This window comes from Halomonas sp. 3H, assembly GCF_024206005.1.
GTDB lineage: Bacteria > Pseudomonadota > Gammaproteobacteria > Pseudomonadales > Halomonadaceae > Halomonas > Halomonas campaniensis.
The window spans coordinates 3,468,761-3,485,301 of the sequence record NZ_CP100360.1 but is presented as its reverse complement, the minus strand read 5'-3'; the positions used below and the strand labels follow the sequence as shown (position 1 = coordinate 3,485,301).

Below are 16,541 nucleotides of genomic sequence, written 5' to 3'. Positions count from 1 at the left end.
ACTCGGGGTGTTGAGGAATTAGCCGGCAGGCGCCGGCTGAGCGGTCAGGTGTCGATGGTGCCCTCGGTTGAGGGAATTTCCTCCTGGGATGTGATGGGTTGGATGGCCTCCAGGTCCTTCTGGAGCTTGTTGAGGTAGTGCAGCAGGCTGACCGTCTCGTCGAAGCCCAGGCTCTTGAGGCCCTGGGCGTAGAAGTCATGGATCTGCGGCTGCAGGCTCTCCCAGTAGGCGCGCCCCTGGTCGGTAAGCAGGATCAGCCGGGCGCGGCCGTCGTCGGGGTGGGGGATGCGCTGCACGTGGCCTTCCCGCTCGAGCCGCTTGAGCACGCCGTCCAGGCTCTGGCGGCTGACGATCAGGTACTCGACCAGGTCGTTGAAGGCGATGCCCCCCTCGTAGCCGCGGCGTGAGAGCGCCCCCAGCACCGCCCACTGCACCGTGGTCAGTCCCACGGCGCTCACCGTCTGCTTCTGCAGGATGTTGCTTGCCTGGAAGAGGCGGAAGAACAGGCGGTTGGCGACGCTTCTGTCGTCCTGGGCAGCCATGGGTAGCACTCCTTTGTCGGAAAGCGGCGGCGCCGGGTGGTGGGCGGAGCCCCAGGCCCCGACGATGGCATTCACCGGGGTACCGACTGGCGCGCAATGATGTTCTTCATGATCTGGGCGGTGCCGTCGCCGATCTGCAGCCCCAGCACGTCGCGCATGCGCTGCGAGAAGGGCAGGTCCTCGCCCCAGCCGGTGTGGCCGTGGGCCAGCATGCACTGCTTGATCACGTCGAAGGCGAGCTTGGGGCCCCACCACTTGTTCATGGCCGCCTCGGCCGTGTGGGGCAGGTCGTTGTCCTTCAGCCACAGGGCGTAGTAGCACTGCAGGCGAGCGGCCTGGACGTAGGTCTGGTACTCGGCCAGCGGGTGGGTCAGCCCCTGGAACGCTGCCAGCGGCTGGCCGAAGGCCTCGCGCTCGGTGAGCCACTGCCAGGTCTCGTCCAGCGACTGCTGGGCCACCGCCAGGCACTGCAGGCCGATCAGCGCGCGGCTGTAGTCGAAACCCTGCATCACCTGCTTGAAGCCCTGGCCCTCCTCGCCAAGCATGTGATCGGCGGGCACGGCCACATTGTCGAAGAAAATCGAGCCGCGGCCAATGGCGCGCTGGCCGGAATCCTCGAAACGGCTGGTGGTGATGCCGGGGAGGTCCATGGGCACCAGGAAGGCGCTGATGCCGCTGGCGCGCTGCTCCTGGGTGCCGGTGCGGGCGAAGACCACTGCCACGTCGGCCTGGTCGGCCATGGAGATGGAGGTCTTCTCGCCGTTGAGCACGAAGTGGTCGCCCTCGCGGGTGGCCTTCAGCTTAAGGTTGGCGGCGTCACTGCCGCCGTGGGGCTCGGTCAGGGCGATGCAGCAGATCTTCTTGCCGGAGGTGATGCCGGCGAGCCACTCCCGGGCCAGCTCGGGGCGCGCATGCTGGGCGATGATCTGGCCGTTCAGCGAGGCGAGCAGCGGCAGGTAGCCGACGTTGAAGTCGCCGCGGGCGATCTCCTCGATGATCACGCCGCTGGTCACGCAGTCCAGGCCGCTGCCGCCATACTCCTCGGGCAGTTCGCCGCCCAGGCAGCCCATCTCGCCGAGCATCTCGACGATCTCGCGCTCGATGAGCGCCTCTTCCTCGCGCTGGCGGTAGCGGGGGGCCAGCATGTCGGCGGACAGCTTGGCCACGCTCTCGCGAATGGCGTCCTGTTGTTCGGTAAAGGCAAAGTTCATGGCCGTCTCCATCCTCTCTGGGGGAGGCCGCCGGCCCGCTGGGGCGGCGGCGCCTATCGTCAGTGCTGAACCTGCATCAGCGGTTGTAATACTTGCGGAGCTAGAACTTTCGAAAATCCGGCTTGCGCTTCTCCTTGAAGGCCGCGACCCCTTCCTTCGACTCCTCGGTGTCGTAGTAGAGGCTCAGCGCCTGCATGCCCAGGCCGCCGATGCCGGCGATGTTCTCGCTGTCGGCATTGAAGGAGCGCTTGGCGATGGAGAGGGCGGTGGGGCTCTTCTCGAGGATCTCGTCACACCACTTGCGGACCTCCTCGTCGAGCTGCTCGGGCGGCACCACGGCGTTGACCAGGCCCCACTCCAGCGCCTGCTGGGCGGTGTACTTGCGGCACAGGTACCAGATCTCGCGGGCGCGCTTCTCGCCGATGACGCGGGAGAGATAGGCGGTGCCGAAGCCGGGGTCCACGGAGCCCACCTTGGGGCCCACCTGGCCGAAGATGGCGGTCTCGGAGGCGATGGAGAGGTCGCACACCACGTGCAGCACATGGCCGCCGCCGATGGCGAAGCCGTTGACCCGGGCAATGACCGGCTTGGGCACCTGGCGGATCAGGGTCTGCAGCTCCTCCACCGGCAGGCCGATGATGCCGCGCCCGTCGTACTGCCCCTCGTGGGCGCCCTGGTCGCCGCCGGTACAGAACGCCTTGTCGCCGGCGCCGGTCAGCACGATCACGCCGATGGACTTGTCCCAGCCGGCGCGGTTGAAGGCGTCGAGCAGCTCCATGCAGGTCTGGCCGCGGAAGGCGTTGTAGCGGTCGGCGCGATTGATGGTGATGGTGGCCACCCCATCGGTGACGTCATAGAGGATATCTTCGTAGTTCATCGCTGAGCTCCTGGAATTCGCTGCGGGTAAAGGACGTGGGAGGCGCTTAGCCGGCCATGGTCAGGCCGCCGGAGACGCTGATCACCTGGCCGGTGATGAAGCTGGCCTCGTCGCTGGCGAGCAGGGTGATGATCCCGGGGTAGTCCTCGGGCTGGCCGATGCGGCGCATGGGCACGGCGTTGCGGAAGGCCTCGAGGAGCTTCTCCGGATCGCGGGCGGTATCGGCCACGTCCTTGAGCAGGGCGGTATCGGTGGGGCCGGGGCAGACCACGTTGAGGGTGACGTTCTTGCTGGCGAGCTCCCGGGCCAGCGTCTTGCTCAGGCCCAGCATGCCGGCCTTGCAGGCGGCGTAGACCGCCTCGCCGGAGGAGCCGACGCGGGCCGCGTCGGAGGCGATGTTGATCACCCGGCCGCCGCCGGCCTCGACCATCTTCGGCAGCACCACGTGGTGCATGTTGAGTGCCCCGGTCAGGTTGACGGCGATCAGCGACTCCCACATGGCCGGCTCGGTCTTGAGGAAGGGCATGAAGCGGTCGAAGCCGGCGTTGTTGACCAGCACGGTGGGGGTGCCGAGATCCTGCTCGATGCTCGCCACGGTGCTGACGATGGCGGCGTAGTCGGTGATGTCGGCGGCGTAGGCCCGGGCCGTGCCGCCGGCCTCGGTGATCAGCTCTACGGTGGCCTGGGCCGCGGCCTCATCGCGGTCGAGCACCGCCACCCTGGCGCCATGCTCGGCGAAGCGCTTGCACACGGCCTGGCCGATGCCGCCGCCGCCGCCGGTCACGATCACGGTTCTGTTCTCAAGTCCTTTCATGTCATCTCTCCGCTCGGGTAGTGGGGAATAGGGTTTCTGTTTCAGGCGCCCTGCAGGGGCTGCTCGCGAAGCTTGAATTTCTGGATCTTGCCGGAGGGGGTGCGCGGCAGTTCGTCGAGCACCTCCAGGAATTCCGGCTGGTACTGGCGGGTCACCTTGCGCTCGGTCAGGAAGGCGCAGATCTCCTCGAGGGTCAGCGACTCCTCGCCCTCCTTGAGGGTCACGTAGGCGCACAGCCGCTCGCCGAGGCGCTCGTCGGGCTTGCCCACCAGGGCCAGGGTCTGGATCTTCGGGTGCTGATAGAGGGTGTTCTCGATATCGACGATGGGAATGTTCTCGCCGCCGCGGATCACCACGTCCTTGGAGCGTCCGGTGATGCGCACATACCCCTGCTCGTCGAGGCGCGCCAGGTCGCCGGTGGGGAACCAGCCCTCGTCATCCACCCCGTAGAGCTCCGGCTGCTTGAAGTAGCCGACGAAGAGGCTGGCGCCGCGCATATAGAGCGGGCCCTCCTGGCCGGCGGGCAGGGGGTTGCCCTCCATGTCGGTGACCTTGAGCTCGATATGGGGCAGCGGCACGCCGTCGGTATGCACGGCACGCTCCGGGTCGTCTCCGGGCAGGGTGGTGGTCACCGCGCCGTTCTCGGTCATGCCCCAGGCGGAGAGGATGCGCGTCGGCAGGTTCTGGGCGGCCTTCTCCACCAGGGGGCTGGGGATCGGGGCGCCGGCACACAGGAAGAGCGTCAGCGACTGCAGGTCCGGGCCGTGCTCGATGGCCTGCTCGGCGATATCGGCCAGGAAAGGGGTCGAGCCGAGCATCAGGCTGGGCCGTTCGGCACGGATGATGGCCACGGCCTCTTCCGGCAGCCAGGTGTCCTGGAGCACCACGCTGGCCTTGAGATAGACGGGCAGCATCAGGCCATAGAGGAAGCCCAGCTGGTGGGCCAGCGGGGAGGGCATGAAGACGGTGTCCGTCGCGCCGAGTGCCAGGCGCTCGGCGAAGGGGCGGATATGGCTGAACAGGGTGTTGGAGGTGTGCATCACCCCCTTGGGCTTCCCGGTGGTGCCGGAGGTGTAGAGGATCTGCACCACGTCGTCTCCCGACGGGCGACGCTCCCGGAACAGGGCGGCGGTATCGGTTTCGGTTTCCCAGGCGCGTTCCAGCAGCACCCGCTCGAAGCTGTCCTCCCCCTCGCTGCCGATCACCAGCACATGCGCCAGCTTGGGCAGCGAGCGCTTGAGTTCATGGGCCATGGCGCCGTGGTCGAACTTGCGGAAGGTCTGGGGTACCACCAGCACCTTGCTCTCGGCCATGCCCAGCATGAACTCGAGCTCATGCTCGCGGAAGATCGGCATCAGCGGGTTGAGCACGGCGCCGATGCGCACGCAGGCCAGATGCAGCGCGGTCATCTGCCACCAGTTGGGCAGCTGGCAGGAGACGATATCGCCCTTTCTTACCCCCAGCTCCGCCAGTCCCGCCGCGATGCGAGTGACCTTCTCGTTCAGCTCGCGGTAGCTCAGTTCCACGCGGCTGCCGTCTGCCATGCGGTAGGTGATGATGGCGGCCTTGTCCCCGGCGGAGGCCACCGCCTCGTCCAGATAGTCTGTAATGATCTTGTCATTCCAGGCACCTAGCTCGACCATGGATTTTCTGCGCTCGGGCGTCAGATTCGTATGGATTGGCATGCAAGCTCCTGAAAGTGAGTTGTTTTTGGTCATATTCTCGTTTGATAAAAAGGCGCCGCCATCGCCGGCCGCCTTGGGGAAAGTTAGGCTAGGATAAAAATTATGTCAATACATTGTCTTTTATTTTGAGGCTGGCTAGACTCGAGTCCAGATCGGGCCGGGTCCGGGCCGAGTGATGCGACAACACGCTGTCATGAATCGCGCCGGGGAGCCCTTCCGGCCACGGCACTCTGGAGGCATCCATGTACGAGAATCTGCGAGTCGAGCGCACGGGCGCCGTCGGTGTGATCACCCTCCACCGACCCGACGCCCACAACGCCCTGAACGGGGCGCTGATGCGCGAGCTGGGCGGCGCGCTGCGCGCCTTCGAACAGGACGACGCCATCGGCGCCATGGTCATCACCGGCGGGGAGCGGGTCTTCGCCGCCGGGGCCGACATCAAGGAGATCCAGTCGCTGACCTTCTCCGAGGCCTATCTCTCGGACCTCATCACCCGTGACTGGGAGGAGGTGACTCGCTGCCGCAAGCCGGTGATCGCCGCGGTGGCCGGGATGGCCCTGGGCGGCGGCTGCGAGCTGGCCATGATGTGCGACCTGATCATCGCCGCCGACACGGCCCGCTTCGGCCAGCCCGAGATCAAGGTGGGCACCCTGCCCGGCGCCGGCGGCACCCAGCGGCTGACCCGCGCCATCGGCAAGGCCAAGGCCATGGACCTGTGCCTGACCGGGCGCCTGATGGCGGCCGACGAGGCCGAGCGCAGCGGCCTGGTGAGCCGGGTGGTGCCGGCGGAGCGGCTGCTGGACGAGGCGATGACCGCGGCGGCCCAGATCGCCTCGATGTCCGCGGTGGCGGTGCGGCTCAACAAGGAGGCCGTCGAGCGGGCCCAGGAGACCACCCTGGCCGAGGGCGTGCGCTTCGAGCGCCGGCTGCTGCACGCCAGCTTCGCCACCGAGGACCAGAAGGAGGGCATGCAGGCCTTCATCGAGAAACGCCCGCCGGTCTGGCGGCATCGCTGAGCCCCCCTGGCTCGGCCGACAACAACCACCGGGAGAGAAAGCGCCATGTGCAACCCCGTCACCCTGACCCGACATGAGAGCTGCGGCCTGATCACGCTCTTCAGCCCGCCGGTGAATGCCCTGAGCCAGGCCGTCCGGTCGGGGCTCGTGGCAGCCCTGGCCGACGCCCTGGAGGACCCCCGGGTGGAGTGGATCCTGCTGCAGTCCGGTGGCCGTTGCTTCTCCGCCGGCGCCGATATCAAGGAGTTCGGCAAGCCGCCCCAGTCCCCGGTGCTGCCCGAGGTGATCGATGCCATCGAGAGCTCGTCCAAGCCCGTGGTGGCCTGGCTCCACGGCGTCTCCCTGGGGGGCGGGCTGGAGCTGGCCATGGCCTGCCACTACCGCCTCGCTGCGCCCGATGCGCGCTTCGGCCTCCCGGAGGTCAAGCTGGGGCTGATTCCCGGCGCCGGCGGCACCCAGCGCCTGCCGCGCCTCATCGGGCTGGAGGCGGCCCTCGAGATGATCCTCTCCGGGGAGCCCATCGGTGCCCGACAGGCCCATGAACTGGGGCTGGTGGATGGCGTGGCGGACCAGGGGCATACCCCCGAGGCGGCGCGCCTCGCTATGGCGGCGGAGCTGGCCGGGCAGGGCGTGCGCCCCACGCGGGAGCGTGAGCTCGTCGCTACCGGGGAGGCGCCGCTCGCGTGGCTGGTCGCCCAGCGCGAGGCGCTGGCGCTGCCCGCTTCGGGCGACCTGGCCCCCCTCAAGGCCGTCGAGGCCCTGGAGGCGGCCATGCGCCACCCCTTCGACAAGGCGCTCGCCCGCGAGCGCGAGCTCTTCCTGGAGTGCCTGGCCTCACCCCAGCGCCAGGCCAAGGTCGAGGCCTTCCTGGCGCGCGGCCGCGACAGCCGCTCGCTCAATGTCGACGGCGGCGGAGACAACACAAGAGGGACCACCGCATGAATATCCATTTCAGCGAACAGGAGCTGGCCTTCCGCGATGAGGTCAGGGCCTTCCTGGCGGACGAACTGCCTGCCGATATCGCCGCCAAGGTGCGGCTCGGCAAGAAGCTCACCAAGCAGGATCATCAGCGCTGGCAGGCGATCCTTCACCGCCGCGGCTGGTACGCCGCCAACTGGCCAGTAGAGCACGGCGGCACAGGCTGGAGCGTGGTGGAGAAGCATATCTTCGAGGAGGAGTGCGCGGCGGCGGGTGCGCCGCGGCTGATCTCCTTCGGTGTCAACATGGTGGCGCCGGTGATCATCAGGTTCGGCACCCCCGAGCAGAAGGCCCACTACCTGCCGCGCATCCTCGACGGCACGGACTGGTGGTGCCAGGGCTACTCCGAGCCCGGCGCCGGCTCCGACCTGGCCGCGGTGAAGACCCGGGCGGTGCGCGAGGGCGACCACTACATCGTCAATGGGCAGAAGACCTGGACCACCCTGGGCCAGCACGCCAACTGGATCTTCTGCCTGGTGCGCACCGACCCGGAGGCCAAGCCCCAGGCGGGCATCTCCTTCCTGCTGATCGACATGGAGAGCCCCGGCATCTCGGTGCGGCCGATCATCACCCTGGACGGCGCCCATGAGGTCAACGAGGTGTTCTTCGACAACGTCCGGGTGCCGGTGGCGAACCTGGTGGGCGAGGAGAACGACGGCTGGACCTGCGCCAAGTACCTGCTGACCCACGAGCGCACTGGCCAGGCCGGCATCGGCATCTCCAAGGCGGCCCTGGCCCACCTCAAGGCGATCGCCCGCCAGGAGGTGATCGACGGTCGCCCGGCGCTGGAGGACCCCCTGCTGCGGCAGCGCATCGCCGAGGTGGAGATGCGCCTGATGGCGGTGGAGATGAGCACCCTGCGCATCCTCGCGCGCGCCCAGGCCGGCGGGGTGCCGGGGGCGGAGAGCTCGATCCTCAAGATCACCGGCTCCGAGATCCGCCAGGCGATCAGCGATCTCGCCCGGCGGGTGCTGGGGCCCCACGCCCTGCCCTTCCTGGCCGAAGAGATGCAGCTCGAGCATGACGGCGAGCCGCTGCACGCCGACTACAGCGTGGCGCCGGCCGCCCAGTACCTGAACCTGCGCAAGCTGTCGATCTACGGCGGCTCCAACGAGATCCAGAAGAACATCCTGGCGAAGGCCCAGCTGGGCTTATAGGAGACCACCATGGACTTTTCCTTCAGTGACGAGCAGCAGATGCTGCAGGACATGCTGGCCCGGCTGGTCAGGGAGCACTACGGCTTCGAGCAGCGCGACCAGGTGCAGCGCAGTGAGCCGGGCTTCAGCGAGACCTTCCAGGCCCAGCTGGCCGAGCTTGGCGTGCTGGCGGTGCCCATCGACGAGGCCCATGGCGGCATGAGCGGCAGCGGCGTCGAGAACCTGGTAGTGATGCAGGAGCTCGGCCGCGGCCTCTGCCTGGAGCCCTACCTGGAGTCGCAGATCCTCGGCGGGGGCCTGGTGCAGGCGCTGGGCAGCGAGGCCCAGCGCGAGGCGCTGCTGCCGGCCCTGGCCGCCGGCGAACTGCGGCTCGCGGTGGCCAGCGAGGAGCCGCGCACCCACTATCGGCCCGAGTGGACCGAGACCCGCGCCGAGCGCGTTGCCGACGGCTGGCGGCTCTCGGGCCGCAAGTCGGTGGTGATCGGCGGCCAGGCCGCCCACAAGGTGCTGGTGCTGGCGCGCACGGCGGGCGAGCCCGGCGAGTGCGACGGCCTCTCGCTGTTCCTGGTCGACCCGGCCGCGGAGGGCGTGCAGCGCCGCGCCTATCCCACCATGGCGGGCCCCTGGGCCTGCGACCTGACCCTCGATGGTGTGATGCTGGCCGATGACGCCCTGCTGGGCGCGGGCGGCTCCGCCTTCGAGGCCCTGGACCACCAGCTGGGGCGCGCCATGGCGGCCCAGTGCGCCGAGGCGGTGGGCAGCATGCAGCAGGCCTGCGAGCTGACCCTGGACTACCTCAAGACCCGCCAGCAGTTCGGCAAGCCCATCGGCCGCTTCCAGGTGCTCCAGCACCGCATGGTGGACATGACCACCGAGCTGGAGCTGGCCACCTCCATGACCATCCTCGCCGCCTGCGTGGCCGACGCGCCGGCAAGCCTCGAGCGCAGCCGACAGCTGATCGCCGCCCAGCACGTGGTCAAGCGCGCGGCCCAGTTCATCGCCGAAGAGGCGATCCAGCTCCACGGCGGTATCGGCATGACCTGGGAGTACAGCCTCGCCCATCATGCCCGCCATCTGGTGATGCTCGGCCACCGCTTCGGCGATGACGACCGTCACCTCAAGGCCTACGCCGACCTTCTCGAGGCCAGCTGACGCTGGTCTGCGCCCCTAACGACAACGACAGGAACCTTCGCCATGTCCCAGAACCCCGCCTTCCACTGGCAAGACCCGCTGCTCCTCGACCAGCAGCTCACCGAAGAGGAGCGCATGGTGCAGCAGAGCGCTGCCCAGTTCGCCGCCGACAAGCTCGCCCCCCGCGTGCTGGAGGCCTTCCGCCACGAGCAGACCGACCCGGCCATCTTCCGCGAGATGGGCGAGACCGGCCTGCTCGGCGCCACCATCCCCGAGCAGTATGGCGGTAGCGGCCTCAACTACGTCTGCTACGGGCTGATCGCCCGGGAGATCGAGCGCGTCGACTCCGGCTACCGCTCCATGATGAGCGTGCAGTCCTCCCTGGTGATGGTGCCGATCAACGCATTCGGCAACGAGGCCACCAGGCAGAAGTACCTGCCCAAGCTCGCCAGCGGCGAGTGGATCGGCTGCTTCGGCCTCACCGAGCCCAACCACGGCTCCGACCCCGGCGCCATGGTGACCCGCGCCCGCCGGGTCGACGGCGGCTATCGCCTCACCGGCAGCAAGATGTGGATCACCAACAGCCCCATCGCCGATGTCTTCGTGGTGTGGGCCAAGGACGACGAGGGCGATATCCGCGGCTTCGTGCTGGAGAAGGGCTGGGAGGGGCTCTCCGCCCCGGCGATCCACGGCAAGGTGGGGCTGCGCGCCTCGATCACCGGCGAGATCGTCATGGACAGCGTCTTCGTGCCCGAGGAGAACATGTTCCCCGAGGTGCGCGGCCTCAAGGGTCCCTTCACCTGTCTCAACTCGGCGCGCTACGGCATCAGTTGGGGGGCGCTGGGTGCCGCCGAGGACTGCTGGCACACCGCGCGCCAGTACACCCTGGACCGTCAGCAGTTCGGTCGGCCGCTGGCCGCCAACCAGCTGATCCAGAAGAAGCTGGCCGACATGCAGACCGATATCTGCCTGGCCCTGCAGGGCTGCCTGCGCCTGGGGCGCATGAAGGACGAGGGTACCGCCGCGGTGGAGATCACCTCGATCATGAAGCGCAACAGCTGCGGCAAGGCGCTGGATATCGCCCGCCTGGCCCGCGACATGCTGGGCGGCAACGGCATCAGCGACGAGTTCGGGGTGGCGCGCCACCTGGTCAACCTCGAGGTGGTGAACACCTACGAGGGGACCCACGACGTCCACGCGCTGATTCTCGGTCGTGCCCAGACCGGCCTCCAGGCCTTCTGCTGAGCCCCGACTCGGCGCACCCAACAACAAGCTAAGGGAGATACGCCATGAAAGTCCTCGTCGCGGTCAAGCGCGTCATCGATTACAACGTCAAGATCCGGGTCAAGCCGGATCACTCCGACGTCGACCTCACCAACGTCAAGATGGCCCTGAACCCCTTCTGCGAGATCGCCGTGGAAGAGGCGGTGCGCCTGAAGGAAAGGGGCATTGCCACCGAGGTGGTCGCCGTGACCATCGGCCCCAAGGCCGCCCAGGAGCAGCTGCGCACCGCCCTGGCGCTGGGCGCCGACCGGGCCATTCATATCGATACGTCAGCCGAGGCCGACGAGCGCGTCGAGTCGCTGGGCGCCGCCAAGGCGCTGGCCAGGCTGGTGGAAGAGGAGCAGCCGGGCCTGGTGATCCTCGGCAAGCAGGCCATCGACACCGACAACAACCAGACCGGCCAGATGCTCGCCGCCCTCACCGGCCTGCCCCAGGGCACCTTCGCCTCCGCAATCAGTGTCGAGGGCGAAGGTGATGAGCCGCGGCTCCAGGTCACCCGCGAGGTCGACGGCGGCCTGCAGACCGTCGAGCTGACCCTGCCCGCCATCGTCACCACCGACCTGCGCCTGAACGAGCCGCGCTACGCCAAGCTGCCGGACATCATGAAGGCCAAGAAGAAGCCGCTTTCCGTCACGACCCCGGCGGAGCTGGGCATCTCGGTCGCCAGCCGGGTCAAGCTGCTCAAGGTCGAGCCGCCGGCCGAGCGCCAGGGCGGCATCAAGGTGGGCTCCGTGGACGAGCTGGTCGACAAACTCAAGAACGAAGCGAAGGTGGTCGCATGAGCATCCTGATCCTGGCCGAACATCACGACGGCGCCCTGGCCGGCGCCACCGCCCATGTGGTGGCGGCCGCCCAGCAGATTGTCAAAGAGAGTGGCGGCGATATCGACGTGCTGGTGGCAGGCGAGAATGTGGCCGCCATCGCCGAGGCCGCCGCCAGGCTGGACGGCGTCTCCCGCGTGCGTGTGGCCGACCACGCCGCCTACGCCCACCTGCTGGCCGAGCCCACCGCGGCGCTGCTCAACGAGCTGGCCGGCGACTACACCCACCTGCTGGCGGCCGCCTCCACCACCGGCAAGAACGTGTTGCCCCGCGTGGCGGCGCTGCGCGACGTCGCCCAGATCTCCGAGATCATCGCGGTGGCGTCTCCGGACACCTTCAAGCGCCCGATCTACGCCGGCAACGCCATCGCCACGGTGCAGAGCGAGGACATCCTCAAGGTGATCACCGTGCGCACCACCGGCTTCGATGCGGTGGCGGAAAGCGAAAGCGGCGCCGCCAGCGTGGAAGCCGTGGACTTCGTGGCCGACAACACCCAGTCCACCTTCCTCAAGGAGGCGCTGGCCAAGTCCGACCGCCCCGAGCTGGGTGCCGCCCGGGTGGTGATCTCCGGTGGCCGCGGCATGGGCAACGGCGAGAACTTCACGCTGCTCGACGGCATCGCCGACAAGCTGGGCGCGGCCATCGGGGCCTCGCGCGCCGCGGTGGACGCCGGCTTCGTGCCCAACGACATGCAGGTGGGCCAGACCGGCAAGATCGTCGCCCCCGAGCTCTACATCGCCGTAGGCATCTCGGGTGCCATCCAGCACCTGGCCGGCATGAAGGACTCCAAGGTGATCGTCGCCATCAACAAGGACGAGGAGGCGCCGATCTTCCAGGTCGCGGACTATGGATTGGTCGCCGATCTCTTCGAGGCGCTGCCCGAGTTGGAAAGCAAGCTGTAAGGAAGATCGGGATCTTCCCGGTGGCGCTCTCCATGATCTGCGGCCTCGTCGCGGATCTCTTCCAGGCGCTGCCGGAACTCGAGAGCAAGCTCTAAGGAGGTGAGGCATGGCGGAGTCAGCGAAGGAGAGGATCGGCGTCGTCGGCAGCGGCGTGATGGGACGCGGCATCGTCCAGCTGTTCGCCGTGGCGGGCCACGAGGTGTGGCTGCATGACAGCCGTGAAGGGGCCATCGAGGAAGCCCTGGGGTTCATCGGCGAGCTGCTGGAGCGCTCGGTGGCCAAGGGGCGCCTCTCGGCGGAAGAGCGGGACGCGACGCTTGCCCGCATCCACCAAAGCGATGGCCTGGCCGGGCTCGCCGAGTGCGACCTGGTGATCGAGGCGATCGTCGAGAACCTGGAGGCCAAGCAGGCGCTGCTGCGCCAGCTGGAGGAGGTGGTCTCCCACGAGGCGATACTGGCCAGCAATACCTCGTCGCTGTCGGTGACGCGCCTCGCCAGCGCCTGCCGCCACCCCGAGCGGGTCGCGGGCTACCACTTCTTCAACCCCGTGCCGCTGATGAAGATCGTCGAGGTGGTGCGCGGCGAGCTGACCCGTCCCGAGGTGATCGCGCGGCTCGAGCGGCTGGCCCGGGAGGCCGGCCACTTCCCGGCGCTGACCCCGGACACCCCCGGGTTCCTGGTCAACCACGCCGGGCGCGCCTACGTCCCCGAGGCGCTGAGGCTGCTGGACGAGGGGATCGCCACACCGGCGCAGATCGACCGCATCCTCAGCCTCTCCCTGGGTTTCCGCATGGGGCCCTTCGAGCTGCTGGACCTGATCGGCCTCGATGTGACCCATGCAGTGATGGAGTCGGTCTACCGCCAGTTCTATGACGACCCCTACTACACGCCCTCCTGGCAGGTGCCGCGGCGCATTGCCGCCGGCCTGCTGGGGCGCAAGAGCGGCGAGGGGTTCTACCGCTACGCACAGGGAAAACGGCTCGAGCCGGACGTCGTGCCGCCGCCGGCGGTCCCCGTCACGCGCCCCTTCTGGCTGGATCGCCGGGAGCCCGAGTGGCGTGAGCGCATCGCCCGCCTGGCCAAGAAGGCCGGATCGCGGCTGGAGGAGGGCGCGGCCCCCTCGGCGGAGGCCATCTGCCTGGTGACGCCCATGGGGGCGACGGTCAGCGAGACCATCGCCGAGCGGGGCCTGCCGGCGGAGCGCACCCTGGCGCTGGAGACCCTGGCCGGCTTCGACGCCTGCCGGGTGCTGATGCGCCACCCCGCCATCGACGAGGCGGTGCTGGCCCAGGCGAGTGCGGCCCTCGGCGCCGATGGGGTGCCGGTGGAGGTGATCCACGACTCGCCGGGTTTCGTGGCCCAGCGCATCCTCGCCTTCATGGTCAATATCGGCAGCGAGATCGTGCGCCGCGGCGTGGCCGAGCCGGCCACCCTGGACCGTGCCGTCAAGCTGGCGCTGGGCTACCCGCAGGGCCCGCTGGCCTTCGGCGAGCGCTTCGGGCCACAGACCTTCGCCCGGGTGCTCGGCTGTCTCCACGACCACTATGGCGAGCCACGCTATCGCGTCAGCCCCTGGCTGAAGCAGCGCATCGCGCTGGGACTTCCTCTATGCGAGTCACTATGACACCGGGTGCCCGGTGGCGCCCCTTTGCACCCGCTGCCTGATTATCAACAACGACAAGGGAATCAATATGGCAGATGAGTACATACTGGAAACTCGCGGGTTGACCAAGGAATTCCGCGGCTTCACCGCCGTGGACGATGTCAACCTGCAGGTCCAGGAGGGGCATATCCACGCCCTGATCGGCCCCAACGGGGCAGGCAAGACCACGGTCTTCAACCTGCTCACCAAGTTCCTGCCGCCCACCCGCGGTGAGATCCTCTACCGCGGCAAGCCGATCACCGGCATGAAGGCCAACGAGATCGCCCGCCTGGGCCTGGTGCGCTCCTTCCAGATCTCCGCGGTGTTCGGCCACATGACCGCCATGGAGAACGTGCGCGTGGCCCTGCAGCGGCCCATGGGCACCTCCTTCCACTTCTGGAAGTCCGAACGCACCCTCGACCACCTCAACGACCGCGCCATCGAGCTGCTCGAGGAGGTGGGCCTGCGGGAGTATGCCGACGTGCTCACCGTGGAGATGCCCTACGGGCGCAAGCGGGCGCTGGAGGTGGCCACCACCCTGGCCATGGACCCCACCATGATGCTGCTCGACGAGCCGACCCAGGGCATGGGCGCCGAGGACGTCGACCGCATCGTCGAGCTGATCCGCCGGGTGGCCCGCGGGCGCACCGTGCTGATGGTGGAGCACAACCTCAGCGTGGTGAGCCGGCTGTGCGACCGCATCACCGTGCTGGCGCGCGGTGCGGTGTTGGCCGAGGGCGACTACGCCACGGTCTCCGCCGACCCGCGGGTCAAGGAGGCCTACATGGGCAGCGAAGCGGCGGAAGAGGAGGCCAGCGCATGAACCAGCCAGCCGAGAGCCTGATGGAGTACCAGGACCGCGACGGCGCCGAGATGCTGCGCGTGCGCGACCTGCACGCCTTCTACGGCGAGTCGCACATCCTCCACGGCGTCGACTTCGACGTGAAGCGCGGGGAGCTGGTGACGCTGCTGGGGCGCAACGGCGCCGGGCGCAGCACCACCCTCAAGGCGATCATGAACATGGTCGGCCGGCGTACCGGCTCGATCATGATCAACGGCACCGAGACCCTCGACATGAAGGCGCACCGCATCCCGCGGCTGGGGATCGGCTACTGCCCCGAGGAGCGCGGGATCTTCGCCAGCCTCGACGTCGAGGAGAACCTGCTGCTGCCACCCACGGTGCGCTCCGGCGGGATGTCGATCGACGAGATCTACGAGATGTTTCCCAACCTCTACGAGCGGCGCCGCAGTCAGGGCACGCGGCTCTCCGGGGGCGAGCAGCAGATGCTGGCCATGGCGCGGATCCTGCGCACCGGGGCGCGGCTGCTGCTGCTCGACGAGATCACCGAGGGGCTGGCGCCGGTCATCGTCCAGACGCTTGGCCAGGTGCTGGTCAAGCTCAAGGAACGGGGGATGACCATCGTGCTGGTGGAGCAGAACTTCCGCTTCGCCGCGCCGCTGGCCGACCGCCACTTCGTGATGGATCACGGCCTGATCGTCGAGGAGATCTCGGCGGCCGAGCTGCCGAGCCGACGCGAGCATCTGCACACCCTGCTAGGCGTGTGAGCCGGCTCTAATAGGAGACTTTCGACATGACGATGATATTCGGGGTGCCCCTGGCAGTGTTCATGGGGCAGCTGCTGCTGGGCCTGATCAACGGCGCCTTCTATGCCCTGCTGAGCCTGGGCCTGGCGGTGATCTTCGGCCTGCTGAAGATCGTCAACTTCGCCCACGGCGCCATGTACATGCTGGGGGCCTTCATCACCCTGCTCGGCATGCGCTACCTGGGCATCAATTACTGGGCGGCGCTGCTGCTGGCGCCGCTCTTCGTCGGCCTGTTCGGCATGCTGATCGAGCGCGTGCTGCTGCGTCGCATCGCCCACCTGGATCACCTCTACGGCCTGCTGCTGACCTTCGGCCTGGCGCTGATCTTCGAGGGAACCCTGGTCAACTTCTTCGGTGTCTCCGGGGCTCGCTACCCGACCCCCGAGGCGCTGCAGGGCGGCTTCCAGACGGGCTTCATGTTCCTGCCCACCTACCGCGCCTGGGTGCTGGTGGCGGCCATCGTGGTGTGCCTGTTCACCTGGTACATGATCGAGCGTACCCGGCTCGGCGCCTACCTGCGTGCCGGCACCGAGAACCCGGCGCTGATGCAGGCCTTCGGCGTCAACGTGCCGCTGCTGATCACCCTGACCTACGGCTTCGGCGTGGCGCTGGCCGCCTTCGCCGGGGTGCTGGCCGCACCGCTCTACCCGGTGTCGCCCACCATGGGCTCCAACCTGCTGATCGTGGTCTTCGCCGTGGTGGTGATCGGCGGCATGGGCTCGATCCTCGGCGCCGTGCTCACCGGCCTCGGCATGGGCCTGATCGAGGGCCTGACCAAGGTGTACTACCCCGAGGCGGCCAACACCGTGATCTTCCTGGTGATGATCCTGGTGCTGCTGACCCGACCCGCCGGCCTGTTCGGCAAGGAGGCATGAC

The 16,541-nt window shown here is 68.2% G+C and carries 16 protein-coding genes; 11 read left to right on the top strand and 5 right to left on the bottom strand.

The window, feature by feature from the left end; translation table 11 throughout:
- Positions 1 to 44: 44 nt before the first annotated feature.
- The 5 genes from NFC98_RS16055 to NFC98_RS16035 all read right to left on the bottom strand — a co-directional run bounded on the left by NFC98_RS16055 (position 45) and on the right by NFC98_RS16035 (position 5,087).
- Complete coding sequence (locus NFC98_RS16055) at positions 45 to 542, bottom strand: MarR family winged helix-turn-helix transcriptional regulator (RefSeq protein ID WP_254275911.1); 498 nt, start codon at positions 540 to 542, stop codon at positions 45 to 47.
- Positions 543 to 613: 71 nt separating this feature from the next.
- Positions 614 to 1,753: a cyclohexanecarboxyl-CoA dehydrogenase gene (gene aliB, locus NFC98_RS16050; protein ID WP_254275910.1), complete on the bottom strand. Its 1,140-nt coding sequence runs from the start codon at positions 1,751 to 1,753 to the stop codon at positions 614 to 616.
- Between the two features lie 100 nt (positions 1,754 to 1,853).
- The gene (locus NFC98_RS16045; protein WP_254275909.1) at positions 1,854 to 2,630 is read right to left on the bottom strand and encodes an enoyl-CoA hydratase-related protein; all 777 of its coding nucleotides are present in this window, start codon (positions 2,628 to 2,630) and stop codon (positions 1,854 to 1,856) included.
- Between the two features lie 46 nt (positions 2,631 to 2,676).
- Complete coding sequence (locus NFC98_RS16040; RefSeq protein ID WP_254275908.1) at positions 2,677 to 3,444, bottom strand: SDR family NAD(P)-dependent oxidoreductase; 768 nt, start codon at positions 3,442 to 3,444, stop codon at positions 2,677 to 2,679.
- A gap of 41 nt (positions 3,445 to 3,485) precedes the next feature.
- Complete coding sequence (locus NFC98_RS16035) at positions 3,486 to 5,087, bottom strand: AMP-binding protein (protein ID WP_254275907.1); 1,602 nt, start codon at positions 5,085 to 5,087, stop codon at positions 3,486 to 3,488.
- Between the two features lie 284 nt (positions 5,088 to 5,371).
- Between NFC98_RS16035 and NFC98_RS16030 the strand changes: the two genes are divergently transcribed.
- The 11 genes from NFC98_RS16030 to NFC98_RS15980 all read left to right on the top strand — a co-directional run bounded on the left by NFC98_RS16030 (position 5,372) and on the right by NFC98_RS15980 (position 16,540).
- Positions 5,372 to 6,145: an enoyl-CoA hydratase gene (locus NFC98_RS16030; protein WP_254275906.1), complete on the top strand. Its 774-nt coding sequence runs from the start codon at positions 5,372 to 5,374 to the stop codon at positions 6,143 to 6,145.
- Positions 6,146 to 6,190: 45 nt separating this feature from the next.
- Positions 6,191 to 7,087 (top strand): enoyl-CoA hydratase/isomerase family protein, encoded by an 897-nt coding sequence (locus NFC98_RS16025; protein ID WP_254275905.1) that lies wholly within the window; start codon positions 6,191 to 6,193, stop codon positions 7,085 to 7,087.
- Positions 7,084 to 8,280, top strand: a complete 1,197-nt coding sequence (locus NFC98_RS16020) for an acyl-CoA dehydrogenase family protein (RefSeq protein ID WP_254275904.1) — start codon at positions 7,084 to 7,086, stop codon at positions 8,278 to 8,280. The genes NFC98_RS16025 and NFC98_RS16020 overlap by 4 nt, the downstream gene beginning before the upstream one ends.
- A gap of 9 nt (positions 8,281 to 8,289) precedes the next feature.
- On the top strand, positions 8,290 to 9,432 hold the full coding sequence (locus NFC98_RS16015; RefSeq protein ID WP_254275903.1) for an acyl-CoA dehydrogenase family protein: 1,143 nt from the start codon (positions 8,290 to 8,292) through the stop codon (positions 9,430 to 9,432).
- Between the two features lie 42 nt (positions 9,433 to 9,474).
- Complete coding sequence (locus NFC98_RS16010; RefSeq protein ID WP_086511950.1) at positions 9,475 to 10,656, top strand: acyl-CoA dehydrogenase; 1,182 nt, start codon at positions 9,475 to 9,477, stop codon at positions 10,654 to 10,656.
- Between the two features lie 44 nt (positions 10,657 to 10,700).
- The gene (locus tag NFC98_RS16005; RefSeq protein ID WP_254275902.1) at positions 10,701 to 11,477 is read left to right on the top strand and encodes an electron transfer flavoprotein subunit beta/FixA family protein; all 777 of its coding nucleotides are present in this window, start codon (positions 10,701 to 10,703) and stop codon (positions 11,475 to 11,477) included.
- Complete coding sequence (locus tag NFC98_RS16000) at positions 11,474 to 12,418, top strand: electron transfer flavoprotein subunit alpha/FixB family protein (protein WP_254275901.1); 945 nt, start codon at positions 11,474 to 11,476, stop codon at positions 12,416 to 12,418. The genes NFC98_RS16005 and NFC98_RS16000 overlap by 4 nt, the downstream gene beginning before the upstream one ends.
- Before the next feature lie 106 nt (positions 12,419 to 12,524).
- On the top strand, positions 12,525 to 14,042 hold the full coding sequence (locus NFC98_RS15995) for a 3-hydroxyacyl-CoA dehydrogenase (RefSeq protein ID WP_254275900.1): 1,518 nt from the start codon (positions 12,525 to 12,527) through the stop codon (positions 14,040 to 14,042).
- Between the two features lie 67 nt (positions 14,043 to 14,109).
- A complete protein-coding gene (locus NFC98_RS15990) occupies positions 14,110 to 14,883 on the top strand; it encodes an ABC transporter ATP-binding protein (RefSeq protein ID WP_183331940.1) in 774 nt (257 codons plus the stop codon).
- Positions 14,880 to 15,626: an ABC transporter ATP-binding protein gene (locus tag NFC98_RS15985; protein ID WP_254275899.1), complete on the top strand. Its 747-nt coding sequence runs from the start codon at positions 14,880 to 14,882 to the stop codon at positions 15,624 to 15,626. The genes NFC98_RS15990 and NFC98_RS15985 overlap by 4 nt, the downstream gene beginning before the upstream one ends.
- A gap of 26 nt (positions 15,627 to 15,652) precedes the next feature.
- Positions 15,653 to 16,540, top strand: a complete 888-nt coding sequence (locus NFC98_RS15980; protein ID WP_254275898.1) for a branched-chain amino acid ABC transporter permease — start codon at positions 15,653 to 15,655, stop codon at positions 16,538 to 16,540.
- Position 16,541: the final 1 nt, after the last annotated feature.